Annotated in this window: 22 protein-coding genes and 2 pseudogenes; 9 read left to right on the forward strand and 15 right to left on the reverse strand. The window is 67.2% G+C overall.

Annotated elements, in window-relative coordinates; all coding sequences use genetic code 11:
- Nucleotides 1-81: 81 nt before the first annotated feature.
- Nucleotides 82-579: a gamma-glutamylcyclotransferase family protein gene (locus AXW83_RS24805; protein WP_066618792.1), complete on the forward strand. Its 498-nt coding sequence runs from the start codon at nt 82-84 to the stop codon at nt 577-579.
- 42 nt (nt 580-621) lie between these two features.
- Here AXW83_RS24805 and AXW83_RS24810 read toward each other — a convergent pair whose 3' ends face one another.
- The 3 genes from AXW83_RS24810 to AXW83_RS24815 all read right to left on the reverse strand — a co-directional run bounded on the left by AXW83_RS24810 (nt 622) and on the right by AXW83_RS24815 (nt 3,481).
- A complete protein-coding gene (locus AXW83_RS24810) occupies nt 622-2,418 on the reverse strand; it encodes an ABC transporter ATP-binding protein (RefSeq protein WP_066618795.1) in 1,797 nt (598 codons plus the stop codon).
- A gap of 454 nt (nt 2,419-2,872) precedes the next feature.
- Nucleotides 2,873-3,049 carry a hypothetical protein gene (locus tag AXW83_RS27395; RefSeq protein WP_156640401.1) on the reverse strand — a complete coding sequence of 59 codons (177 nt, stop codon included), beginning with the start codon at nt 3,047-3,049 and terminating at the stop codon, nt 2,873-2,875.
- Nucleotides 3,050-3,058: 9 nt separating this feature from the next.
- Nucleotides 3,059-3,481: a rhodanese-like domain-containing protein gene (locus AXW83_RS24815; RefSeq protein ID WP_066618798.1), complete on the reverse strand. Its 423-nt coding sequence runs from the start codon at nt 3,479-3,481 to the stop codon at nt 3,059-3,061.
- A 112-nt stretch (nt 3,482-3,593) separates the two neighbouring features.
- On the opposite strand from AXW83_RS24815, the gene AXW83_RS24820 reads away from it, so the two are divergent.
- Nucleotides 3,594-4,313, forward strand: a complete 720-nt coding sequence (locus tag AXW83_RS24820) for a DUF599 domain-containing protein (RefSeq protein WP_066618804.1) — start codon at nt 3,594-3,596, stop codon at nt 4,311-4,313.
- Nucleotides 4,310-4,579 carry a DUF3253 domain-containing protein gene (locus tag AXW83_RS24825; RefSeq protein ID WP_066618805.1) on the forward strand — a complete coding sequence of 90 codons (270 nt, stop codon included), beginning with the start codon at nt 4,310-4,312 and terminating at the stop codon, nt 4,577-4,579. Before AXW83_RS24820 ends, AXW83_RS24825 begins: the two co-directional genes overlap by 4 nt.
- Before the next feature lie 13 nt (nt 4,580-4,592).
- Here the strand turns inward: AXW83_RS24825 and AXW83_RS24830 are convergent, their stop codons facing one another.
- The 7 genes and pseudogenes from AXW83_RS24830 to AXW83_RS26845 form a co-directional block, all read right to left on the reverse strand.
- On the reverse strand, nt 4,593-5,381 hold the full coding sequence (locus tag AXW83_RS24830; RefSeq protein WP_066618808.1) for a YdcF family protein: 789 nt from the start codon (nt 5,379-5,381) through the stop codon (nt 4,593-4,595).
- A gap of 188 nt (nt 5,382-5,569) precedes the next feature.
- Nucleotides 5,570-6,190, reverse strand: coding sequence for a glutathione S-transferase family protein (locus AXW83_RS24835; RefSeq protein WP_066618811.1), 621 nt, complete (start codon nt 6,188-6,190; stop codon nt 5,570-5,572).
- A gap of 44 nt (nt 6,191-6,234) precedes the next feature.
- Nucleotides 6,235-6,474, reverse strand: a complete 240-nt coding sequence (locus AXW83_RS28340) for an acyl-CoA carboxylase biotin carboxyl carrier protein subunit (protein WP_442855259.1) — start codon at nt 6,472-6,474, stop codon at nt 6,235-6,237.
- Between the two features lie 48 nt (nt 6,475-6,522).
- Nucleotides 6,523-6,777 (reverse strand): annotated as a pseudogene (locus AXW83_RS28345) (acetyl/propionyl-CoA carboxylase subunit alpha); the annotation flags it as partial.
- Nucleotides 6,750-8,235, reverse strand: a pseudogene (locus tag AXW83_RS24840) (acetyl-CoA carboxylase biotin carboxylase subunit); the annotation flags it as partial. The pseudogenes AXW83_RS24840 and AXW83_RS28345, both read right to left, overlap by 28 nt.
- A gap of 115 nt (nt 8,236-8,350) precedes the next feature.
- On the reverse strand, nt 8,351-8,746 hold the full coding sequence (locus tag AXW83_RS24845; protein WP_156640403.1) for a hypothetical protein: 396 nt from the start codon (nt 8,744-8,746) through the stop codon (nt 8,351-8,353).
- Nucleotides 8,747-8,947: 201 nt separating this feature from the next.
- Nucleotides 8,948-9,118, reverse strand: coding sequence for a DUF3309 family protein (locus AXW83_RS26845; RefSeq protein WP_082767393.1), 171 nt, complete (start codon nt 9,116-9,118; stop codon nt 8,948-8,950).
- Nucleotides 9,119-9,357: 239 nt separating this feature from the next.
- Between AXW83_RS26845 and mepA the strand changes: the two genes are divergently transcribed.
- A complete protein-coding gene (mepA, locus tag AXW83_RS24850; RefSeq protein WP_236841767.1) occupies nt 9,358-10,248 on the forward strand; it encodes a penicillin-insensitive murein endopeptidase in 891 nt (296 codons plus the stop codon).
- Between the two features lie 339 nt (nt 10,249-10,587).
- Here mepA and AXW83_RS27680 read toward each other — a convergent pair whose 3' ends face one another.
- Nucleotides 10,588-11,742, reverse strand: coding sequence for an extensin-like domain-containing protein (locus AXW83_RS27680; protein WP_066618822.1), 1,155 nt, complete (start codon nt 11,740-11,742; stop codon nt 10,588-10,590).
- A gap of 238 nt (nt 11,743-11,980) precedes the next feature.
- Between AXW83_RS27680 and AXW83_RS24860 the strand changes: the two genes are divergently transcribed.
- Nucleotides 11,981-12,208 (forward strand): DUF2798 domain-containing protein, encoded by a 228-nt coding sequence (locus AXW83_RS24860; protein WP_066618825.1) that lies wholly within the window; start codon nt 11,981-11,983, stop codon nt 12,206-12,208.
- Nucleotides 12,209-12,210: 2 nt separating this feature from the next.
- Nucleotides 12,211-13,455, forward strand: coding sequence for an amidase (locus tag AXW83_RS24865; protein ID WP_066618828.1), 1,245 nt, complete (start codon nt 12,211-12,213; stop codon nt 13,453-13,455).
- Nucleotides 13,456-13,796: 341 nt separating this feature from the next.
- Here AXW83_RS24865 and AXW83_RS24870 read toward each other — a convergent pair whose 3' ends face one another.
- Nucleotides 13,797-14,096 carry a hypothetical protein gene (locus tag AXW83_RS24870; protein ID WP_168166154.1) on the reverse strand — a complete coding sequence of 100 codons (300 nt, stop codon included), beginning with the start codon at nt 14,094-14,096 and terminating at the stop codon, nt 13,797-13,799.
- A gap of 210 nt (nt 14,097-14,306) precedes the next feature.
- On the opposite strand from AXW83_RS24870, the gene AXW83_RS24875 reads away from it, so the two are divergent.
- The 3 genes from AXW83_RS24875 to AXW83_RS24885 all read left to right on the forward strand — a co-directional run bounded on the left by AXW83_RS24875 (nt 14,307) and on the right by AXW83_RS24885 (nt 17,006).
- A complete protein-coding gene (locus tag AXW83_RS24875; protein ID WP_066618832.1) occupies nt 14,307-15,287 on the forward strand; it encodes a TIM44-like domain-containing protein in 981 nt (326 codons plus the stop codon).
- A gap of 283 nt (nt 15,288-15,570) precedes the next feature.
- Nucleotides 15,571-16,377 (forward strand): 4-hydroxy-tetrahydrodipicolinate reductase, encoded by an 807-nt coding sequence (gene dapB / locus AXW83_RS24880; RefSeq protein WP_066621198.1) that lies wholly within the window; start codon nt 15,571-15,573, stop codon nt 16,375-16,377.
- A 5-nt stretch (nt 16,378-16,382) separates the two neighbouring features.
- The gene (locus AXW83_RS24885) at nt 16,383-17,006 is read left to right on the forward strand and encodes an alpha-ketoglutarate-dependent dioxygenase AlkB family protein (RefSeq protein WP_066618835.1); all 624 of its coding nucleotides are present in this window, start codon (nt 16,383-16,385) and stop codon (nt 17,004-17,006) included.
- 86 nt (nt 17,007-17,092) lie between these two features.
- Here AXW83_RS24885 and AXW83_RS24890 read toward each other — a convergent pair whose 3' ends face one another.
- From AXW83_RS24890 to AXW83_RS24900, 3 genes are all read right to left on the reverse strand, one after another.
- Nucleotides 17,093-17,707, reverse strand: coding sequence for a trimeric intracellular cation channel family protein (locus tag AXW83_RS24890; protein ID WP_066618838.1), 615 nt, complete (start codon nt 17,705-17,707; stop codon nt 17,093-17,095).
- Between the two features lie 3 nt (nt 17,708-17,710).
- Nucleotides 17,711-18,313, reverse strand: a complete 603-nt coding sequence (gene grpE / locus AXW83_RS24895; RefSeq protein WP_066618842.1) for a nucleotide exchange factor GrpE — start codon at nt 18,311-18,313, stop codon at nt 17,711-17,713.
- 92 nt (nt 18,314-18,405) lie between these two features.
- Nucleotides 18,406-21,183, reverse strand: coding sequence for a [protein-PII] uridylyltransferase (locus AXW83_RS24900; RefSeq protein ID WP_066621201.1), 2,778 nt, complete (start codon nt 21,181-21,183; stop codon nt 18,406-18,408).
- Nucleotides 21,184-21,370: the final 187 nt, after the last annotated feature.

Genomic DNA, 21,370 nt, shown 5'->3' on the forward strand with positions numbered 1-21,370 from the left:
CCGGCCGCGGTCCCTCACCCCTGCCCCTCTCCCATCCGGGAGAGGGGTTCTTCCAGCGCTCTTCTTGATCAACGAGGCCCTATGCCCCTCTACTTCGCCTATGGCCTCAACATGGACCCGGTCGGGATGGCTGAGCGCTGCCCGCGCTCGAAGGCGCTCGGCCTCGCGCGCCTGCCGCGCCACCGCTTCATCGTCACCACCGACGGCTATGCCTCGGTGATCCGCGACCCGCGCGAGGCGGTCCATGGCGTGCTCTGGGACTGCGCGCTCGCCGACATCCGCACGCTCGACAAGTTCGAGGAACTGGCGAGCGGGCTCTACGTCAAGATCAGCCAGCCGGTGATCGTGCCCGGTGGGGCGAAGCGGGCGATGGTCTATGTCGGCCGCTCCGGCGAGGTCGGTCGGCCGAAGCTCGGCTATATGGAGACGGTGATCGCGAGCGCCCGGCATTGGGCGCTGCCGGAGGCTTACATCGCTGGCCTGGCGCGGTTCCTCGGACGGCCGGAAACCGGCGCGAGCGAAGCTTTGCCGCCGGGTCCGGTGAAGGGCGTCCGGCCGCGGTCGGCTGCGCCGAAGTGAAGGCGTGCGTTTTTCCTTCTCCCCCGAGGGGAGAAGGAAGAGCTACACCGCCAGCCCCTTCGCCAGCTCGCTGACCTGCTTCTCGAACAGCGCCCGATAGGCGCCATTTTCGCGCTGGAGCAGCGCCTCGCGCGGGCCTTCCTCGACCACCTTGCCGCGGTCGAAGACGAGGATGCGGTCCATCGCCCGCACCGTCGAGAGCCGGTGCGCGATCACGATCGTGGTCCGCCCCAGCATCAGCCGCTCCATCGCCTCCTGGATCAGCGCCTCCGATTCCGAATCGAGGCTGGACGTCGCCTCGTCCAGGATCAGGATCGGCGCGTCCGCCAGGAAGGCGCGGGCCAGCGCGACCCTCTGTCGCTCGCCGCCCGAAAGCTTGACGCCGCGTTCGCCGACCAGCGTCGCGTAGCCCTTCGGCAGCCGCATGATGAAGTCATGCGCATTGGCGAGCATCGCCGCCTGCTCGATCTGGGCTAGCGAGGCGCCGGGCCTGCCATAGGCGATGTTCTCCGCCAGCGAGCGGTGGAACAGCACCGGCTCCTGCTGCACGATCGCGATCTGCGCCCGCAAGGACGTCTGCGTCACCGAAGCGATATCGACCCCGTCGATCGCGATGCGGCCATCGGTGACGTCGTAGAGACGCTGCACCAGCTTGACGAAGGTCGTCTTGCCGGAGCCCGAGCGCCCGACCAGGCCGACCTTCTCGCCGGCCGCGATCGTCAGCGAGAAATCGCGATAGAGCGGCTCGGCATGGCCCCCGTAATGAAAGGTCACGTCCTCGAAGGCGATCTCCCCCGCGGTCACGGCCATCGCGCCAGCACCCTTCCGGTCCGCCACGCCATAGGGCTGGCCGTGCATCGCGACCAGTTCCTCCATATCGTTTACCGAGCGCTGTAGATTGTGCACATGCTGGCCGACATCGCGCAGATAGCCATGCACGACGGCATAGCTCGTCAGCACGAAGGCGACGTCGCCGGGGCTCGCCTGCCCGTTGGCCCAAAGCCAGATCACCAGCCCGACGACGGAAGCCCGCAGGCCAAGCAGAACGACCTGCTGGGCCGTGCCGGAGGTGGTGCCGCGCACCCAGGTCCGCCGCGTCCGCAACGACCATTTCGCCATCACCTCGGCGATGCGCGAATCTTCGCGCAGCTCGGCACCATAGGCCTTGACCACCGGATTGCACGAGATCGCATCCGCCAGCGACCCGCCGACGCGCGTGTCCCAGCTGTTGGCCAGCCGCGCGGCGGGCGCCACATATCGCAACGACAGCGCCACCGTGACGCCGACATAAACCAGCGCGCCCACGAGCACGACGAGCCCCATCGCCGGCCAGTGCCAGGCCAGCAGCGCCGTCGTGCCGACGAGCACGATCAGCGAAGGCAGCAGCGCTATCAGGATCGTGTCGGTCAGCAGGTCGAGCGCCCACATGCCGCGCGTGATCTTGCGCACAGTCGAGCCGGCAAAGTTGTTGGCGTGCCAGTCGGTCGAGAAGCGCTGAAGCCGCGCAAATGCTTCCTGCGCGACGTCGCTCATCGTACGCAGCGTCATGCCGGTGATGCCGATGAAGCTGAGATGGCGGAAGCCGACCGTGATCGCTCCCAGCACGAGCATCGCCGCCAGCGCCCACAGCGCGGCATCGAGCCCCGGCTCGCGTGCGCCGGAGACGGCGTCGACCAGCCGCCCGGCATAGAGCGGCAGGAACAGGTCTGCGGCCGTCGCGGCCATGACGGTCGCGACGACGAAGCCGACATGGCGCGGCGCGCGCGCCCAGTGGCGGAAGGTAAAGCCGAGAACGGCCCGGAACGGCTCGGGCCGCCCGGTTCGGGTCTGTCGGGACATGGGATCATCCGGCCTGTGGTCAGGCCGGCTCCGAAAAAGCGGAGATGGCGACGCGCGCCGAACTCCAGCGAAAATGACGAGGCGATTGAAAATGCTCAGGGCGCCGCCTTGAGGCGGGCCACGTGCGAGTCCGACCTAGCGGTGGGACGATCGCGAGAGAGCGACGACGGTGATGAATTCCATTCAGCCCTCCCTGTCTGGTGCTGGAGCCAAGGCAGTCAGGATAACCGCAGCGAAGTTGATCGCGCAAGTTGCGTTTTGCGCATGGGGTGGTCGCGGGGCGCTCCACCGCTCCCCTTCTCCCCTTGCGGGAGAAGGTGGCGCGCAGCGCCGGATGAGGGGTCGCGCCGGGCTATCATATTGAAGAATGGCGTTATCGGAGAGCGGGGAGCGACCCCTCATCCGTCTCGGCTTCGCCGAGCCATCTTCTCCCGCAAGGGGAGAAGGACTCCCCCTACTTCCAGAACAGCGCCGCAAGCCTGACCGCGATCACCAGCCCGAAGGCCAGGATCACCGTCCCGATGACACGGTGTCGCTTGGCGCGGTCCGGGAATTGGCGTGAGAGGATACGCCCCAGCGGCTTGCGGAACAGGAAGGCGACGACGGCCAGAACGATCAGGATATGGGACAAGGCGGCGGCTCAGCTCTTCCCGCCCGTGTCTTTCGGATCATCCGCCTCGAACGGCGCGCCGGACTTCTTCCAGGCGCCGAAGCCGCCGCCCATGTGCGCAACCGGCTTCAGCCCCATCTGCTGCGCGACCTGTGCCGCGAGCGCCGAGCGCCAGCCGCCGGCGCAGAAGAAGACGAACTGCTTGTCCTGGCTGAACACCGGCTTGGCATAGGGGCTCTCGGGATCGATCCAGAACTCCAGCATCCCGCGCGGGCAATGGAAGGCGCCGGGCATCCGGCCCTCGCGCTCCAGTTCGCGCGGATCGCGCAGATCGACGAAGACGACGTCGTCGCGGCCATGAAGGGCCCGCGCCTGTTCGACCGAGAGCGTCTCGACCTCCGCCTCGGCCCGCTCCAGCAAGGCCTTGTAGCCCGTGGTGATCTGTTGTGGCATGGCGCAGCCCCTGTCGCGAAGGCGCGCACCGTGGCCAACCGGGCCGTTCGCGTCAATCCGGCCTTGCGACGACCGGTCTCGCAACGCAGTGTCGCTGCGAAAGGAACAGGCAATGATCGGATTCGGCACGCTCGACATCATGGCGTTCGCGTTCTTCGCGATGTCCTGGATCGGCTATCACTATGCCGTCGAGATGGGGCCCCATGCACGCCGGAGCCTGAACATGCGGATGAACCTGCGGCGCGCCCGCTGGGTCCGCGAGGCGATGGGCCGCGACAACCGCATCGTCGATACGCAGGTGATGAACGGCCTGCAGAACGGCACCGCCTTCTTCGCCTCGACCTCGCTGATCGCCATCGGCGGGTCGCTCTCCCTGCTGCAATCGACCGACCGCGTCGTCGCGCTCTTCGCCGACCTGCCCTTCGGTACGCCGACGAGCCGCGCCGCCTGGGAGATGAAGGTGATCGGGCTCGCGGTGATCTTCGGCTACGCCTTCTTCAAGTTCGCCTGGAGCTACCGGCTGTTCAACTACTGCGTCATCCTGATCGGCGCGCTGCCGCCCGCCAAGAACCATGACGAGCACGACGCGGCCCGGGCCGTCCACGAGATGACCGAGATGAACATCGCGGCCGGCCGGCATTTCAACCGGGGTCAGCGTGCGTTCTTCTTCGCGCTCGCCTATATGGGCTGGTTCCTGGGTCCAACGACCTTCCTGATCTTCACCAGCGCGGTGCTGATCGCGATGTATCGGCGCCAGTTCCAGTCCGATGCCGCCCGCGTCTTCCGCTATCCCCCGCCTGGAGTCCTGCGCGAGCACGAGCCGAAGCCATGAACGAGCGTGAGACCGACCTCGAGGCCGCCATGCTGCGGCTCGCCGCCGAGCGGGGCGCCGGCAAGACGATCTGTCCGTCCGAGGCGGCGCGGGCCGTCGGCGGCGACCATCCCGACGGCTGGGGCCCGCTGATGCAGCCGGCGCGCCGGATCGCGGTCCGGCTGATGAAGGAGGGCAGGCTAGTGATCACCCGCAAGGGCCGCCCGGTCGATCCCGACGATTTCCGCGGCGTCTACAGGCTGTCGCTGCCGGGCGCCCCGGAATGACGGCGGTGCTCGATTACGGCCCTGGAAACAGCGCGTCCGTATAGCCCACCAGCCAATAGGCCAGCAGCCCGGCCCATTCCTTCAGAGCGTCGTCGGCGATACCGAGCCCGCGCGGCGCGCGCGCATAGGGGCGGATGAAGTCCGCTTGCTCGCCGCCGGAGATGTAATCGACCGGGAAGGCCTCGACATCGAAGCCGGCCTTGCGGAAGACGCCGATGGCGCGCGGCATATGCCAGGCCGAGGTCAGCAGCAGCCACCGCTCGCCCGGCTTGGGGTCGACCAGGCTGCGGGTGAAACTCGCATTCTCGCGGGTGTTGCGCGATTTGTCCTCGAACACCAGCCGCTCCGGCGGCAGGCCGAGGCTCTCGAACAGCATTCTGGCTCCATCGGCCTCCGTGTGGACGATCGGCGACAGCAGGCTGGCGCCGCCGCCGGCAAACACGATCTTCGCCTGCGGATGGAGCCTTGCGAGTTCGACCGCCTTGGTCATGCGCGCCGCGGCATAGTTCAGGACCACGTCGCCGCGCGCGACGCCGATGGCACCGCCCAGAACGATCACGCCGGCGACGGGCCCCTTGGCCGCGTTCTGCTGCGGGAACCTGTCCTCCAGGGGCCGCACCAGCATCCGCGGCAGCGGGCTGAACGAGAGCAGGACGAGACCCGTCAGCGCCAGCGCGCCGAGCCAGCGCGCAGCCCGTGCGAACCGCGTGAAGGCGAGCAGTCCCGCGAACGCCGCCAGCAGCACGACCAGATTGATCGGCGACAGCACGAACCAGACGATCTTGGACAGGGTGAAGAACATCGCGGGCCTCGGCTGCGTGGGGCGTATCTCTCCCCTGACCTATGCCACCCTTCAGGATGAGGGCTGGGAGAGACGAACGCTCCAGCACTAACCGTCAAAGCTGGCCAGATCGCTAACGCCTGATCGGCTTGATCTGCGGCGGTCCCTGCGGGTCGGCGCGGAGCGATCTAGCCGATGCCATTTCGGGTTCACGCCACGGGCAGCGGCAGGGCCGGCTTCGCGGCCGGGCGCGCGGCGATGGCCTCGTACCAGCGCCGGACATGCGGCCGTTCCGCCCGCTCGATCGGCATGTTGAGCCAGCGATGCGCGCCGCAACCGACCGTGATGTCGGCCATGCCGAAGCGCTCGCCGGCGAGGAACGTCCGGCCGGCGAGATGGTTTTCCAGAATGTCCATCAGCTTTTCCGCCTTGGCCGCGCTGGCCGCGATCGCGTCGGGATCGGTAAAGCCGGCCACCTTGCGCACTAGGCCCCAGAAAGCCGGAGTCATCGCCGGCTGCAGTTCCGATTGCATCCAGTCCATCCAGCGATCGGCATCGGCGCGTAGCGCCGGGTCCTCCTCCCAGATCCAGCCGGAGCCGTAGCGCGCCGCGAGGTAACGCACGATGCTGTTGGATTCCCAGATGCAGACCTCGCCATCCTCCAGCACCGGGATCTGGGCGTTGGGATTCTTGGCGAGGAAGACCGGCTCGCGCAGCCCGCCGAACGTGCCGCCGCAATCGATCCGCTCGAAGCTCTGGCCGACCTCGCCCGCCGCCCATACGGCCTTCTGGACATTGATGGAGCTGATCCGCCCCCAGATCGTCAGCATATCGGCGCGTTCCTCATTGTCGTTGCCGCGATTGTCCGGTGAGTTCAGGCAAATTCCATGATCACCGCGTCGACTGCGAGCGAATCGCCCTCCTTCGCCAGGATCTTGGCGATGGTGACGTCCTTCTCGGCGCGCAGCACGTTCTCCATCTTCATCGCCTCGACCATGCATAAGGCCTCGCCCGCCTTGACCTCCTGGCCGACCGCGACGGAGACCGCCTTGACCAGGCCGGGCATCGGGCAGAGCAGGAACTTGCCGGTATCGGCGGCGATCTTCTCCGGCATCAGCGCGGCGAGTTCGGCCTCGCGCACCGTGTAGACATGGGCGTTGGCGTAGGCGCCGGCATGGCCGAGCGAGACGCCGTTCAGGATCGCGCGGACCTGCGCTGCCACCGCAACGCCGTCGAGCGTGCCGCGCCAGACCGGCTCGCCCGGTCGCCAGTCGCTGGCGACCACCATGCTGCGTTCGCCGAAGCCGATCGACACAGCCGCGCCCTGCTCGGAAACCTCGCCCTCGAAGCGCTCGGCCCCGAGCACGACGATGCGCGTCCGGTCGAAGGCGACCTTGCGCCAGCCCTCCATCTGGGCCGAGACGTGCCGCTTGCGCTGGTTCAGCCGGTGGTCGCAGGCGATGGCGATGGCGGCCATCCGCAGCGCGATCTCGCCTTGCGGCTGCGGCAGCGCGAAGCCCTCCGGAAACTCCTCGGCGATGAAGCCGGTCGAGAGATTGCCGGCGATCCAGCGCGGGTGGTGCATCAGCGCCGAGACGAAGGGGATGTTGTGGCGGATGCCGTCGATGGCGAAGGCGTCGAGCGCGCGGCCCTGCGCCTCGATCGCAGCCTCGCGGGTGGGCGCATGGGTCACGAGTTTCGCGATCATCGGGTCGTAATAGATCGAGATCTCGCCGCCTTCGAAGACGCCGGTGTCGTTGCGGACCGTAGCATCGCCGTCGGGGCCTTCGGCGGGCGGCCGGTAGGTCACGAGCCGTCCGGTCGAGGGCAGGAAGTTGCGCGTCGGATCCTCGGCATAGACGCGTGATTCGACCGCCCAGCCGTTCAGCTTCACATCGGCCTGCGTCATCCGCAGCTTTTCGCCATAGGCGACGCGGATCATCTCTTCGACAAGATCGACGCCGGTGATCATCTCCGTGACCGGATGCTCGACCTGCAGCCGCGTGTTCATCTCGAGGAAGTAGAAGGATTTGTCCTGACCGGCCACGAACTCGACCGTGCCGGCGGAGTCATAGTTCACCGCCTTGGCGAGCGCGACCGCCTGCTCGCCCATCTTGCGCCGCGTCGCCTCGTCGAGCAGCGGGGAGGGGGCCTCCTCGACGACCTTCTGGTTGCGGCGCTGGATCGAGCATTCGCGCTCGCCGAGATAGATGACGTTGCCGTGCTTGTCTCCGAGTACCTGGATCTCGATATGGCGCGGATCGACGATGAATTTCTCGACGAAGACGCGGTCATCGCCAAAGGAGGATGCCGCCTCCGATTTGGCACGCGCGAAGCCCTCCGCCACCTCGGACGAAGAATGGGCGATGCGCATGCCCTTGCCGCCGCCGCCGGCCGAAGCCTTGATCATGACGGGATAGCCGATCTGGTCGGCGATGGTGACGGCGTGCTCCGGGCTCTCGATGATGCCGAGATGTCCGGGTACGGTCGAGACGTTTGCTGCGGCGGCGGCCTTCTTCGATTCGATCTTGTCGCCCATCGCGGCGATGGCGCCCGGATTGGGGCCGATGAAGACGATGCCGTTGTCCTTCAGCGCCTGGGCGAAGGCTTCGCGCTCGGAGAGGAAGCCGTAACCGGGGTGGACGGCCTGCGCGCCCGTCTCCTTGCAGGCCGCGATGATCTTCTCGATGACGAGATAGGACTGCGCCGCGGCCGGCGGCCCGATATGCACGGCCTCGTCGGCCATCTCGACATGCAGCGCGTCGCGGTCGGCATCGGAATAGACCGCGACCGTCGCGATGCCCATGCGCTTGGCCGTCTTGATGACGCGGCAGGCGATCTCGCCACGGTTCGCGATCAGGATTTTCGAGAACATGCGTAGCGTCTCCCGGCAGCCGACAAGGCCTGTCATAGCCGGGTTTATGGGACGCCGAGGCCGACGTCCACTGATGCCAAAGTTTGGGCGGGAGCGATGCCGGTGCGTAACCCGCTCAGCTGGCGAGCATGACGCGGTCAGCTCTTCGACCGGGCGAAACGGCACCGCGGCTGAGCGTGAAGCCGAGCAGAAGTTCGTCGCAGCGCTCGGCCTCCCGGACGATCTCGAAGGCGATGCGCTGCGCGGTCGGGGTTGGTCCCTCGCCCGCCGACAGGGTCGTCACCAGCCATTGCGCGGTCTCGCGGTCGACGATCCCGGTCGGCCGGCTCTCCCAGACGACATGATCGACGATGAGCGCGACGAGATAATCGGAGAATTCGCTGCAGCGCGTCGAGACCGCCCGGTCGAGCGCGGCGAGAACATCGACGACATCGCGCGTCATCACACCATCTGCCAGGATGCTGCGCTGAAGCATCTTGACGTCTTCATCGTCGATCGCGTCTTTATCCATGACGCGATCGACGAATTCACGAAGTTCATGACCAATCATCGCTTGACCCCTGTCCGGCTTTGTTTTGTGCCGGAGTGTTCCTGTTGCAGGAACACGTTGGATCGGCACTCGCCAGCAGGTGGTTAATTCGCAAATCTGAATCGATGTTCAGGTTAAACGAAGCTGATGCGACGTGGTTGCGAGGATGTTACTGGCGTGCCGTCAGACCCTGACGGGGACGCCGCCGAGCACGCCGAGCAACCACAGCACGACGACGATCGTCAGGACCAGCCCGAGCGCGCCGCCGAGGCCCGCCGTGCCGTAGCTCCGGTGGCCGTAATATCCGCCGCCGAACAAGACGATGAGCAGAACGATGATGAGAATCGTTGACATGGCGCGTTCCCTTCAGAAATCGCGTCGGCGCGTGATGCGACGACTGAATATGAACGGAGAACGTCAGTAACGACCCGCAAGTTCCACCACGGCAAGATGGGGCAGGTTAGTGTGCTGTAAGCGTGGCTTTTCTTGTCTCGACCCCGCTTGACGAAACCGGGCGGAGGCGGCGTCCTGTCGCGATGCGTAACCCATCGCCTCGAATCACCGCGTTCTGCCTGTTCGTCCTTGCCTCATGTATGGCGACCTCTGCCCATGCGCAGGACACTGCGGCCGAGGAATCCAGGCGCCGGGCCGCCAATATCGCCGCCTTCCCCGATGCCGCGCGCGCGCTCTTCGGCCAGAAGACGGCGCCTGCCGACATGCGGGCGCGGGCCATCGGCTCCTATGCGCGGGGATGCCTCGCCGGCGCGCAGGCACTGCCAGTCGACGGGCCGAGCTGGCAGGTGATGCGGCTCAATCGCAACCGCAACTGGGGCCATCCGATCCTGATCGATTATCTTGAAAAGCTCGCCCGCGACGTGCCCAGGATCAATGGCTGGCCGGGCATTCTCGTCGGCGACATCTCGCAGCCGCGTGGCGGGCCCATGCTGACCGGACACGCTTCCCACCAGATCGGCCTCGACGCCGATCTCTGGCTGACCCCGATGCCCCGCGTCCGGCTCGACAGCGAGGCGCGTGAGAACATGCCCGCCGTCAACATGGCGAGGCCCGACTGGCGCGACGTCGATCCCAGGAACTGGACGCCCGCCCAGACGAAGCTGATCAAGGCCGCCGCGAGCGAGCCCAGGGTCGAGCGCATCTTCGTCAACCCGGCGCTGAAGGTCGCGCTCTGCCGCGAGGCCGGCGCCGACCGCTCATGGCTGAACAAGGTCCGGCCGATCTGGGGCCACAACTACCATTTCCATATCCGGATGAGCTGCCCCGCCGGCATGGAGGGCTGCTCCGGCCAGGAACCGCCCAATTTCGGCGATGGCTGCGGCGAGGAGCTTTCGGGCTGGATCGAGCGCCAGCACAAGGCGATCTTCGACCCGCCCAAGCCGCGCACCGGCCCGGCCCCCAAGCCCAAGCCGCCGATGTCGCTCGACGCGCTGCCGGCCGAATGCCGGCAGGTGCTGGTGTCGCGGTGAAAGGCTTTTCTCTCCAAGCCCTCATCCTGAGACGCCTTCGGCGCTCCCTAAAGGCTGCCTGAAATGAACTGAGTAATTTCAACGGCTTCGTGTTTGCCGCCCAAGCGCCGTCATGCCGGGCGCAGCGCAGCGGAGACCCGGAAACCATGCCTGAACTTTTAAGGACCAGCGTTCCGGCATGGATTCCGGATCGGCGCCGCTAAAGCGGCTTGTCCGGAATGACGGTCCGTTGGCATAAGAGATGTGAGAAGGTCCTGAATTATTCAATTCATTTTCAGGCTCTCAGGATGAGGGCTGGAGGAAACTGCGAGGTTGCAGGGCAGCTGGCAGATGATCTCCCTACCGCCGCGGCGCCGCCCGTCCGGCGCTGTAGGCGAACGGGTCGCGCTGCGGCGTGATCGCGGGCTGGGCCTGCTCCATCCCCTCCTGGTCGAGTACGCCGGTGCCCTCGTCGTCGCCGACGATGGTCTCCTCGGTCGGCGGCACGGCGCCAGGCAGCCGTAGCGGCCCGCGCGCTTCGCTTGGCAAGGGCTCCGGCCGGTTGTAGCGCGGCGCGTTCAGCGGCTGGCTCGACAGTTCCTCGATAAAGCGCCGCTGCGATTCCAGTCCCTGACCCGGACCTGGGGACGGGCTTCGGCCATTGTGATAATTCGCCACCGGATAGCCGCCCTGCACGGCGCCCGGAGGCCGCAGGGCGTCGCTCGGCTGCCGCAGCATCCCGCCCCCCGCCACCATCGGCGCAGCGGCGCGCGGCTGCGGCAGGGGTTGAGCGGAGGAATAGGAGCGCGCCGGGTCAGGCGGCGGCAGGTTATAGTTCGGCGTGTATTTGATCACCGGCTTGCAGACGTGGCGGTTCTTGGAGTGCCGCGCGAGGTCGATGTGGAAATGGTCGTAGTGGAACATGTCGGCGCCGGGGCCGAGCACGGTCGAGAAATGTTCGCAGGCGCCCACGAAGATCTCGCGCAGGAAGTTCTGCTCTTCGGGCGAGCCGCGCCAGCCGTCCTTGACCGTGATGTTGCGCCCGTCATTGAGGCGGAAGGAGAAGACGTCGACGGCGTTGCCGAAGGCGTGCTCGGAGGTCCGGCTGGTGTTAGAGCCGTTGTTCATGGCGCGGCAGGAATAGGAGCCCGCCCGCATCTCGATCACCTGCGCGCCGAGCACGTTCTGCGCCGCCGGCTGGACCACCTCGGCGAGCCATCTGTCGGTGGTCGCAACGACCGGGCAGGACAGCGTTGCCGAACTCGTCAGCCCGATGCCGCCATTGGCGAAGGCCGAAACCTTGAGCGGCTTTTCCATGCCGCAGGTGCCCGGGCCGTCGATCGGCTTTTCGCGCAGGCTGACATAGGAGGAGAGCTGCACCTGGCGCGAGGCCATGCAGGCCGCCTCCGCCTGGTCGCGCCAGGCGGCGCGCTGCGGCTTCTGGAACTTGCCGCAGCCGGCGAGCCCTGCGCCAAGCAGGCCAAGGGCAATGAGGGCGAGATGAACGCGTCGCATACGAGTCAAATGCGACCCGCTTGGTGAACGGTTTCTCAACCGACTGAGCCCGCCGCGACACAGGCGGATTAACTTTGGCGGAGCGGTTAACCGGGCCTTAAAGGGCCGCCGCAGCCTACCGGAACGTCAATCCTTGAGTGAAGCCGGCGCCTGTTGCAGCCGGCCATGTCCGAAGCCGGCTGGCGCGCACGTCACGCCCCGTGGCAAGACAGGGTAGGCTCAGGAGACCGCAGACCCCATGACTGGCAAGGCCCGCTTCATCTTCCCCGTCGTGATGGCCTTCATGATGGCCTTTGTGGTTTCCGCCGTGATCACCTTCGTCAATCTCGGCTTCGCACCGGACTTCCTGTCGCGCTGGATGCGCGCCTTCGCCATCGCCTGGCCGAGCGCGGCCTTCGTGGCGTTCTTCGCGCTGCCGGTGGCCCGCGCGATCACCGCGGCCATCGTCGAGCGAATTGGAGAGTGAGCATGCTGCGCCTGCGCGAGATCATCGGACGGATCGCCTCCGGTAAAAGCAGTCCTCAGGCCGAACTCGCCCGCTGTCAGGCAGCGATCGACGCGGCGGAACCCGATATCCAGGCCTTCGCCAGCCGTCCCTCCAGCCTCGTCGCCGGTTCGGGACCGCTCGCCGGCATCGCCTGCGGCGTCAAGGACATCATCGACACGGCCGACCTGCCGACCGGCATGGGTTCGCCGATCTATGAGGGCTGGCGTCCGCACGCTGATGCACCGATCGTGATGGCGCTGAAGGCGGCGGGTGCGACCGTCGCCGGCAAGACCCACACCACCGCCTTCGCCTTCCTCGATCCCGCCCCGACGCATAATCCCCATGATCGGCAGGCGAGCCCGGGCGGGTCCTCGGCCGGATCAGCCGCCGCCGTCGCGGCCGGCATGGTCCCGCTCGCCATCGGCACGCAGACCGGCGGCTCGGTGGTGCGCCCGGCAGCCTATTGCGGCATCGCCGGCATCAAGCCCTCCTACGGCCTGCTGCCGACCGTCGGCGTGAAGACCTTCTCCTGGTCTCTCGACACCGTCGGCCTGATGGCCGCAAGCGCCGACGATCTCGGCCTGTCGCTGGCCGCCATCGCCGGCCGGCCCGACCTCGATTCCGCACCGGCCGACCTGAAGGGCCTGCGCCTCGGCATCCAGCGCCAGGATTTTGCCGGCGAGCCCGAGCCCGGCACCGAGGCGGCGTTGGCGCGGCTCTGCGAACTCGCGACCGCTGCGGGTGCGCGGATCGTCGAACTCGCCAGCCCATCGGCGCTAGCCGAAGCCTATTGGGCTCACGGCCCGCTTCAGGACTACGAGGCCACCCAGGCGCTGGCCTGGGAATACGCAAATCACCGCGATGCCATCGCGCCCAAGCTGCGGGCCTATCTCGACACGGCCCGCACGGTCACGCCGGCGCAGTATGACGAGGCCCGGCGGCTCTCGCGCCGGGGCCGCGACGCCGCGCGCGGTCTTTTCGCGGAGGTGGATGTCGTGCTCGCCTATGCCGCGCCCGGCGAGGCGCCCGCGACCCGCGATTCCACCGGCGATGCGCGCTTCAACCGGCTTTGGACGCTGCTCGGCTCGCCCTGCCTGACGATCCCGGTCATGCGCGGGCCGCGCGGGCTGCCAGTAGGGGTGCAGATTATCGCCGGCTTCGGCGCCGACGCGCATGTCATAGCTGTGGCGAAGGCCTTGGAAAAGCTTGTGACAGCAACCGGCTAGTTCAATCTGTCCCCAAGTGAAATCAAACGCTTAACACAATTTTAAGCATACTCTTGGCTCGCCATCGGTCCGTCACGCTCGCGCCCTCTTGCGGCCACCGCCAATTCTGCTAGCGTCATGTCAGGTCAACGACAAAAGGAGGATGCGATGAGCCTCACGCTAAGTCTCGACCGATTGGCGATGGGCGCGGCTTTCGTGTTCGTGATCGCGATCGTTTTCGGAGCGTTCTGACTGAGGTCAGTCTCGAGTCTGAAGGACCACAAGAGCCATTGGAAGACGCCGCCGGATGTGGGTCCGGCGGCGTTTTTCGTTTTGATCCGTGGACATTCGAAGCAGGCCGGTCAGCTTTCCGGGCAGGGATTCTCGGTGACCTCCCACGACATCATGTTGATCACCCGCCCGCAGGCGGCCAGTCGCCGGCCCTGGCTGGTCCGGATGCAGGCCGTGGCGCCTTCCGCGATCTTGCGGCCGTCGCTCCAGCAGAAGCACAACGGTTCCGGGGCCTGCGCCAGGCGAGGCCGATCGAGCGCGATCGCCGGCTCGCCGGCCTGAGAAGCGGCCGTCATTGCCAACAGCATGGCGATGGATGCCAGCCAGGGCGGCTGTGCCCTTGGATAATGTCTGCGGGGTATCATGCACATGGCCAGATCCCTCGGTCGCCGGGAACGCCTACACCGTGCGAAGACTAGCATGTTGGGCAACCGCGCCCAAGTCGCGAGCGAGTCCTTCCATTTTCGTCGACACGATGTACGACTTTAGTCGTAGTCGCTTTCGGGAATCGCTCTTGTATCGCTCGGGCCGGCCAACCATATTGGCGCCAAGAAGGCTCGAGGGGAGCCTCAGGAGGAAGCATGTCTCTCATCTCGCTTGCCCGTCGCGGCCGGGTTGTTGCCGTTCTCGCAGGCGCCTTGTTGCTCGTTCCGGTTCTCGCCGAGGCGCGGCCCGGTGGCGGCAAGAGCGTCGGCAGCCGTGGCTCGCGCACCGAATCCGCGCCTGCCCGCACCGATACCGCGCCCAACGGCGCCCAGCCCTTCCAGCGTAGCGCGACCCCGTCGCCGGCGGCTCCCGCCGCGGCAGGCGCCGCTAGCGCAGCCGCCTCGCAGGCGGCCCGCCCGTCGATGGCGCGCAACCTGATGATGGGCCTTGGCGCCGGCCTGCTCGGCGCGGGCCTGTTCGGCCTGCTCTCGGGCTCGGGCTTCTTTGCCGGTCTTGCCTCCCTCGCGGGGGTCTTCGGCTTCCTGCTGCAGATCGCCCTGATTGGCGGCGCCATCTGGCTCGCTCTGCGCTTCTTCCGTCGCCGTTCCGAGCCGCAGCTCGCCATGGCCGGCGGACCTTCGGCTCGCGAGGCCTACCAGCCGCCGCAGCAGCCGATGAACCCGATGGGCGGTGGCACCGCTCAGGCACGGCCCGCTGTCCAGACCGTGCCGATCCAGATCTCGGGTGAGGACTTCAGCGCTTTCGAGCGCCTGCTCGGCGAGATCAACACCGCCTATTCCAACGAGGACGAGGCCGGTCTGCGCCAGCGCACCACGACGGAGATGTTCGGCTACTTCGACGAGGATCTCTCGGGCAACGCCAAGCGCGGCCTCGTCGACCGCGTCACCGACGTTAAGCTGCTGCAGGGCGACCTCGCCGAGGCCTGGCGCGAGGGCAATGCCGAATACGCAACCGTCGCGATGCGCTTCAGCCTGATCAACGCGCTCTATGAGCGCAGCTCCGGCAAGGTCGTCGAAGGCAATGCGACCGCGAGCCAGGAGGTCACGGAGCACTGGACCTTCCTGCGCGAGCGCGGCGGCGCCTGGAAGCTCTCAGGCATCCAGACGGCGGCCTGATCGGCGCCACATGAATATCAGGACGGCCGGGGCAACCCGGCCGTTTTTCGTTGCGCGGGTTTTGGGTGTCGCGGCGCGGCGATCCGTCCTATAGGGCGATCAAGTCAATCTGGAACCACGCCGTCATCCCGGACAAGCGGCGTCAGCCGCGCCGATCCGGGATCCATCACAGGGCGACACGGTGCTCTAGGATGGATCCCGGATCTCCGCTTCGCTGCGTCCGGGATGACGCAGCGGTTCTATCGCGATCTCTCATAAGACGGAGTTTTCCCTCATGACCGACATGCGTCTCGTCGTCGTCGGCGCCGCCGGGCGCATGGGCCGGATGCTGATCAAGGCGATCCATGAGACGGAAGGCTGCGTGCTGTCGGGCGCGATCGAGCGGCCGGGCTCGCCCGCGCTCGGTCAGGATGCGGCGGTCCTCGCCGGCCTGCCCGCAGGCGGCGTGCTGGTGACCGACGAGGCACTGCCGGCCTTCGTCGATGCCGAGGGCGTTCTCGATTTCACCTCGCCCGACGCCACGGTCGAATTCGCGACGCTCGCCGCCCAGGCCCGCATCGTCCATGTCGTCGGCACGACCGGCCTTGAGCCGCATCATCTGGCCAAGCTCGAGGCCGCCGCCCGTCACGCCGCCATCGTCCGCTCCGGCAATATGAGCCTCGGCGTCAATCTGCTGGCCGGCCTGGTGCGCAAGGTCGCGGCCACGCTCGGCACCGACTGGGACATCGAGATCGTGGAGATGCATCACCGCATGAAGGTCGATGCGCCCTCAGGCACCGCTGTCATGCTCGGCGAGGCGGCGGCCGAAGGGCGATCGGTCGATCTCGCGGACACCCGCGTCGCCGTCCGCGACGGCCAGACCGGCGCGCGCGTGCCCGGCACGATCGGCTTCGCGGCGCTGCGCGGCGGAACGGTCGTCGGCGACCACAAGGTAATCTTCGCCGGCGCCGGCGAGCGGCTGGAACTCAGCCATGTCGCCGAGGATCGCGGCCTGTTCGCGCAAGGCGCAGTCAAGGCCGCGCTTTGGGGCAGGGGCCGCAAGCCGGGTCTTTATTCGATGGCCGACGTCCTCGGCCTCGACACGCTCTGAGCACGATGGCGACGCGCCTTCAGGTTACTCCTGGCGTCGTTCACTGGCCGGGCTATCTTGGCTCCGATGCGCAGGCCGCGCTGGTGGCGGACCTGCGCGAGGCGGCGCGGCAGGCACCGTTCTTCCAGCCGCGTATGCCGAAGACCGGAAAACCCTTTTCGGTGCGCATGACCAATTGCGGAAGCCTCGGCTGGGTCTCGGACCAGAGCGGCTATCGCTACCAGCCCTTGCACCCCGACACGGGCGCACCCTGGCCGCCGTTGCCGCCGGTCCTGCTGCAGGCGTGGCGCGAACTTGCGGGCTATCCGCATCCGCCGGAAGCCTGCCTGGTCAATTTCTACGAGCCGGGCGCGAAGATGGGCCTGCATCAGGACCGGGACGAAGAGGATTTCGACGCGCCCGTGCTGTCGCTCTCGCTCGGGGACACCGCGCTCTTCCGCATCGGCGGCACCGCGCGCGGCGGCAAGACGGTCTCGCTCAGGCTGGCATCCGGCGATGCCCTGCTGTTTGGCGGCGAGGCGCGGCTGGCCTTTCACGGCATAGACCCCATCCTCGCCGGCTCCTCGGCCCTGCTGCCGCAGGGCGGACGGATCAATCTGACGTTGAGGCGGGTGACGAAGCCGGAATGATCCCCGTCATAGCGAGCGCAGCGAAGCAATCCAGAGGGCTCGCGCAATCCTCCTGGATTGCTGCGCTGCGCTCGCAATGACGAGGATCATTCTTTGCCCGGCAGCGCCGGAAACGACCAGCCGAACAGGATCGAGCCCGCGCGCAGGCCAAAACCAATCGCGATGCCGGCAGCCATCACCAGAAGGGGCTCGATCACGAGCAGGGACAGCCCCGCCGTCATCGCCGCGCCCGCCGCCGCGGCGGTGACGTAGAAATCCCGGCTCCACAGCACCATCGGCCGGTCGCCGGCCAGGATGTCGCGCAGGATGCCGCCGAAGGTACCGGTCATCGCGCCGAGCGCGACCGACGACAGCGGCGAGATGCCGGCATCGAGCGCCCGCAGCGTACCGGCGACGGCAAACAGCGCCATGCCCGCCGCATCGGCCCAGATCAGCAGGCGCTTGCCGGCCCAGCCGTCGAGCATACCGGGCCTGACATAGGCCGTTCCCCAGGCGCAAAGCGCGACCGCCGTGCAGACCAGCACGTCGAACGGGTCGCGCACCCAGAACACGACACGGCCCAGCAGGAGATCACGCAGCGTGCCGCCGCCGACGCCGGTGACGGTCGCAAGCAGGATGAAGCCGAACGGGTCCATGCCCTTGCGGGCGGCCACCAGCGCGCCGGTCAATGCGAAGACGGCGACGCCGGCGGCCTCGAGCACCGCTTACTCGCCCGATGATGCTGCGGGAGAGACCGGCTCGGGCGGCTTCGGGGCGCCGGCCGAGACGCCGACCAGTGCGGGTCTCAGCACGCGCTCGCCGATCTTGTAGCCGGACTGAACGACCTTCGAGACCATGCCTTTGGGAGTCTCGGCGTCGGGCGCCTCGAACATCGCCTGGTGCAGGTTCGGGTCGAACTTCTCGCCCTGGGGGTCGATCCGGCGCACGCCATGACGCTCCAGCGTCTTGAGCAGGTCGCGCTCGGTCAGCTCGACGCCTTCGATAAGCGCCGTCAGCGCCGCTTCCTCGGCCGCACGGGCGCTCTCGGGCACGCTTTCCAGCGCACGGCGCAGATTGTCGGCCGAAGCGAGCATGTCGCGCGCGAAGCTCGTCACCGCATAGGCCTTGGCGTCGCCGATCTCGCGCTCGGTCCGGCGCCGCAGATTTTCCATGTCGGCCAGCGTCCGCAGCAGCTTGTCCTTCAGATCGTCGCGTTCGGCCTCGATCCGGGCGAAATTAGCCTGGATGATCTCTTCGGGCGACAGCGTCGCGGTCTCGTCGATGGCGGGCTCGGCGTTCGGGTTGTCCGTCGCAGGCTGCTGCGTCATGGCGTGATCCAATTCCTATTGTAGCGGGCAGTCCGCCTGACAAAGTTTGCGGATTGCATTCCGGGCCGATATCGGGGTTCGCGCCGGCGAAATCAAGCGCGGACGGCCGCCTTGGGCTTCGCCGCCGCCTTGTCGTGCCAGAAGGCGAAGACCTCCAGCAGCGCCTTGCGGATGGTAAGCTGGCGCGCCGTCGAGACGATCTTCGCATTGGTCAGGTCGGTGACGTAGAACACGTCGACCGCCTTTTCGCCGAAGGTTGCGATATGGGCGGAGGCGATGTTGAGGTTGAGCTTCCCGATCGCCGTGGTGAGGTCGTAGAGCAGGCCCGGCCGGTCGAGGCCTGAAACCTCCAGCACCGTGTGCCGGGCCGACAATACGTTGTCGATGATGACCTCCGGCGCCACCTGGAAGGTCTGTCCGCGCGGCGGCGGCGCCCGCCTTTGCGCTACGAGATCGGCGATCTTGATCTCGCCCTTCAGCGCGCGCTCGATCGCGGCCGCGATCCGCTCGGCCCGGCGCAGTTCGTCCTCGTCGCGGTCGAAGGCGCGCGAGACCGAGATCGTGTCGAGCACCAGCCCGTCCGTCGTCGTGAAGATCTGCGCATCGACGATGTTGCCGCCGGCCGCAGCGCACGCCCCCGTAACGATCGCCAGCAGGCGGGGGTGGTCCGGCGCCAGGATGGTGAGCGCCGTCACGCCGCGGAACTGGTCGGTCTCGACCAGCGTCGCCGTGGTGCGGCCCGCCTCCTCGGCTTCCCTCAGGAAGCGGGCATGTTTCTCCTGCTCGGCGACGTCCACCTTGATCCAGTAGGCCGGGTAGTGCCGGGCGAGATAGGCGTCGCGCGCGGCCTCGTCCCAATCGGCCAGGCGCTCTTTCAAGGCATCCTGCTTCTTCTCGACCCGCGCCTTGCGCTCGATCACCGAATGGCCGCCGGCTAGCACGATCTCGGTCTCGTAATAGAGCGTACGCAGGAGCTGGCCCTTCCAGCCGTTCCAGACGCCAGGGCCGACCGCCTTGATGTCGGCGACCGTCAGGATCAGCAGCAGCTTCAGCCGCTCCAGCGTCTGCACGATCGCAGCGAAGCTCTCGATCGTCTTGGGATCGCCGAGGTCGCGGCTCTGCGCCACGGTCGACATGTCCAAATGGTGCTCGACCAGCCAGGCTGCGGTCTCGGTCTGCCCCTCGGTCAGCCCCAGCCGCGGCCCGAGCTTGCGGGCGATGATGGCGCCTGCGATCGAATGGTCCTCCAGGCGGCCCTTGGCGATGTCGTGCAGGAACAGCGCGACATAGAGCGCGCGCCGGTTGGCGACGGTCGGCATGATCTCGTTGGCGAGCGGGTGTTCGATCTCGAGCACGCCGGCATCGATCTCGGCCAGCACGCCGATGGCGCGGATCAGGTGCTCGTCGACCGTGTAGTGGTGATACATGTTGAACTGCATCATCGCGACGACGCGGCCGAAATCGGGCACGAACTTGCCGAGCAACCCGGACTCGTTCATCCGCCGCAGCACGGCTTCGGGGGAGCGCCGCGCCGTGAGGATCTCCAGGAAGATCCGGTTCGCCTCCTTGTCGTTGCGCAGTTGCGGCGTGACGAGCCGCAAGGACTGCGTCACCAGCCGGCTGGCATCGGGATGGATCGCGAGGTCGTCGCGGCTGGCGATCTCGTAGAGCCGGATCAGGTTGACCGGATCGCGCCTGAAGGCATCGCCATCGACGACGCAGAGCCGCTGGCTCTTCAGCGTGAAGTCGGGATGGCCCAGCGCCCGGACCCGGCGGCGCTTCGAGAACGAGCCGAGCAGGCGGCTGAGCGTCGCGCGCCGCTTCTGCTGGCGCGCCTCCAGAGCCGCGCAGACGATCGCGGTCAGATCGCCGACATCTTTTGCGACGAGGAAATACGCCTTCATGAAGCGCTCGACCGGCGCCTGGCCGCTGCGCCCGGCATAGCCGATCGCGGCCGCGACCTGCCGCTGCAGGTCGAAGGAGAGCCTTTCCTCCGAGCGGCCGGTGATGAAATGCAGCCAGCAGCGTACCCGCCAGAGGAACTCCTCCGAGCGCTGGAACATCAGCAATTCCTTGGCGTCGAACAGGCCGGCCTCGACCAGATCGCCGACATCCTCGACGCGGTAGGCGTATTTCGCGATCCAGAACAGGGTGTTGAGATCGCGCAGGCCGCCCTTGCCGTCCTTGACGTTGGGCTCGACCAGATAGCGCGAGGTACCCGCCCGGCGCACGCGCGTCTCGCGCTCGGCGAGCTTGGCCTCGGTGAAGGCCGGCGCCGTGCCCTCCACCACCTCGGCATTGAACCGGCGCACCATCTCCTCGAACAGCGCTTTGTCGCCGGTGAGGAAGCGCGCCTCGAGCAGGGCGGTCCGGATCGTCATGTCGGCCCGCGCCTCGCGCACGCAGTCGTCGACCGAGCGAACCGAATGACCGACCTTCAGCTTCAGATCCCAGAGCGGATAGAGCATCGCCTCGACCACGCTCTCGCCCCAGGCGGTCTGCTTGTGCGGGAACAGGAACAGCAGATCGACATCCGAGCCCGGCGCCAGCGTGCCGCGGCCATAGCCGCCGACGGCGACGACGGCGATCCGTTCCGACTGGGACGGATTGATCGCCGGATAGAAATACTCCGTAGCCGCCACATGCAGGCAAGCGAGGACGCCGTCCATCGTCGCCGAAATGCGCTGCGCGCAGGCGAGCCCATTGCGCGGCCCGGCAAGTAGCGCCCTGGCCGAAGCATGACCCTCGTCGAGCACGCGACGCAGGCCGGCCACCAGCTCCTGGCGCATGTCGGCTTGCGGCGGCTTGCCGAGGCCCGAAATCAGCCTCGCGACCGCGCGCGCCGGATTGTCGAGAACGTCAGTGAGCACGAAACGCGGCTGATCGGCGACGGAAGACACGGCGACGGACCTTCGGAATGCGGCCGGTTCGGCCTCTGCCAGCTCTGCTGGTAACATGGGGAGGGGATTCGCAAGAAAGATTAAATACACAGAACCTGACGTAGAATTATCTATTCGACGTTTCCTGTCGTCCTGTTTGACAAACAGAACGTGCGGA

Source organism: Bosea sp. PAMC 26642 (assembly GCF_001562255.1).
Lineage (GTDB): Bacteria > Pseudomonadota > Alphaproteobacteria > Rhizobiales > Beijerinckiaceae > Allobosea.

Excerpts from the sequence above, each read along its gene's own strand:
- AXW83_RS24805 (WP_066618792.1), top strand. The coding sequence starts at position 82 with ATGCCCCTCTACTTCGCCTATGGCCTCAACATGGACCCGGTCGGGATG.
- AXW83_RS24810 (WP_066618795.1), bottom strand. The coding sequence starts at position 2,418 with ATGTCCCGACAGACCCGAACCGGGCGGCCCGAGCCGTTCCGGGCCGTT.
- AXW83_RS24815 (WP_066618798.1), bottom strand. The coding sequence starts at position 3,481 with ATGCCACAACAGATCACCACGGGCTACAAGGCCTTGCTGGAGCGGGCC.
- AXW83_RS24820 (WP_066618804.1), top strand. The coding sequence starts at position 3,594 with ATGATCGGATTCGGCACGCTCGACATCATGGCGTTCGCGTTCTTCGCG.
- AXW83_RS24825 (WP_066618805.1), top strand. The coding sequence starts at position 4,310 with ATGAACGAGCGTGAGACCGACCTCGAGGCCGCCATGCTGCGGCTCGCC.
- AXW83_RS24830 (WP_066618808.1), bottom strand. The coding sequence starts at position 5,381 with ATGTTCTTCACCCTGTCCAAGATCGTCTGGTTCGTGCTGTCGCCGATC.
- AXW83_RS24835 (WP_066618811.1), bottom strand. The coding sequence starts at position 6,190 with ATGCTGACGATCTGGGGGCGGATCAGCTCCATCAATGTCCAGAAGGCC.
- AXW83_RS28340 (WP_442855259.1), bottom strand. The coding sequence starts at position 6,474 with ATGCCGGAGAAGATCGCCGCCGATACCGGCAAGTTCCTGCTCTGCCCG.
- AXW83_RS24845 (WP_156640403.1), bottom strand. The coding sequence starts at position 8,746 with ATGGATAAAGACGCGATCGACGATGAAGACGTCAAGATGCTTCAGCGC.
- AXW83_RS26845 (WP_082767393.1), bottom strand. The coding sequence starts at position 9,118 with ATGTCAACGATTCTCATCATCGTTCTGCTCATCGTCTTGTTCGGCGGC.
- mepA (WP_236841767.1), top strand. The coding sequence starts at position 9,358 with ATGGCGACCTCTGCCCATGCGCAGGACACTGCGGCCGAGGAATCCAGG.
- AXW83_RS27680 (WP_066618822.1), bottom strand. The coding sequence starts at position 11,742 with ATGCGACGCGTTCATCTCGCCCTCATTGCCCTTGGCCTGCTTGGCGCA.
- AXW83_RS24860 (WP_066618825.1), top strand. The coding sequence starts at position 11,981 with ATGACTGGCAAGGCCCGCTTCATCTTCCCCGTCGTGATGGCCTTCATG.
- AXW83_RS24865 (WP_066618828.1), top strand. The coding sequence starts at position 12,211 with ATGCTGCGCCTGCGCGAGATCATCGGACGGATCGCCTCCGGTAAAAGC.
- AXW83_RS24870 (WP_168166154.1), bottom strand. The coding sequence starts at position 14,096 with ATGTGCATGATACCCCGCAGACATTATCCAAGGGCACAGCCGCCCTGG.
- AXW83_RS24875 (WP_066618832.1), top strand. The coding sequence starts at position 14,307 with ATGTCTCTCATCTCGCTTGCCCGTCGCGGCCGGGTTGTTGCCGTTCTC.
- dapB (WP_066621198.1), top strand. The coding sequence starts at position 15,571 with ATGCGTCTCGTCGTCGTCGGCGCCGCCGGGCGCATGGGCCGGATGCTG.
- AXW83_RS24885 (WP_066618835.1), top strand. The coding sequence starts at position 16,383 with ATGGCGACGCGCCTTCAGGTTACTCCTGGCGTCGTTCACTGGCCGGGC.
- grpE (WP_066618842.1), bottom strand. The coding sequence starts at position 18,313 with ATGACGCAGCAGCCTGCGACGGACAACCCGAACGCCGAGCCCGCCATC.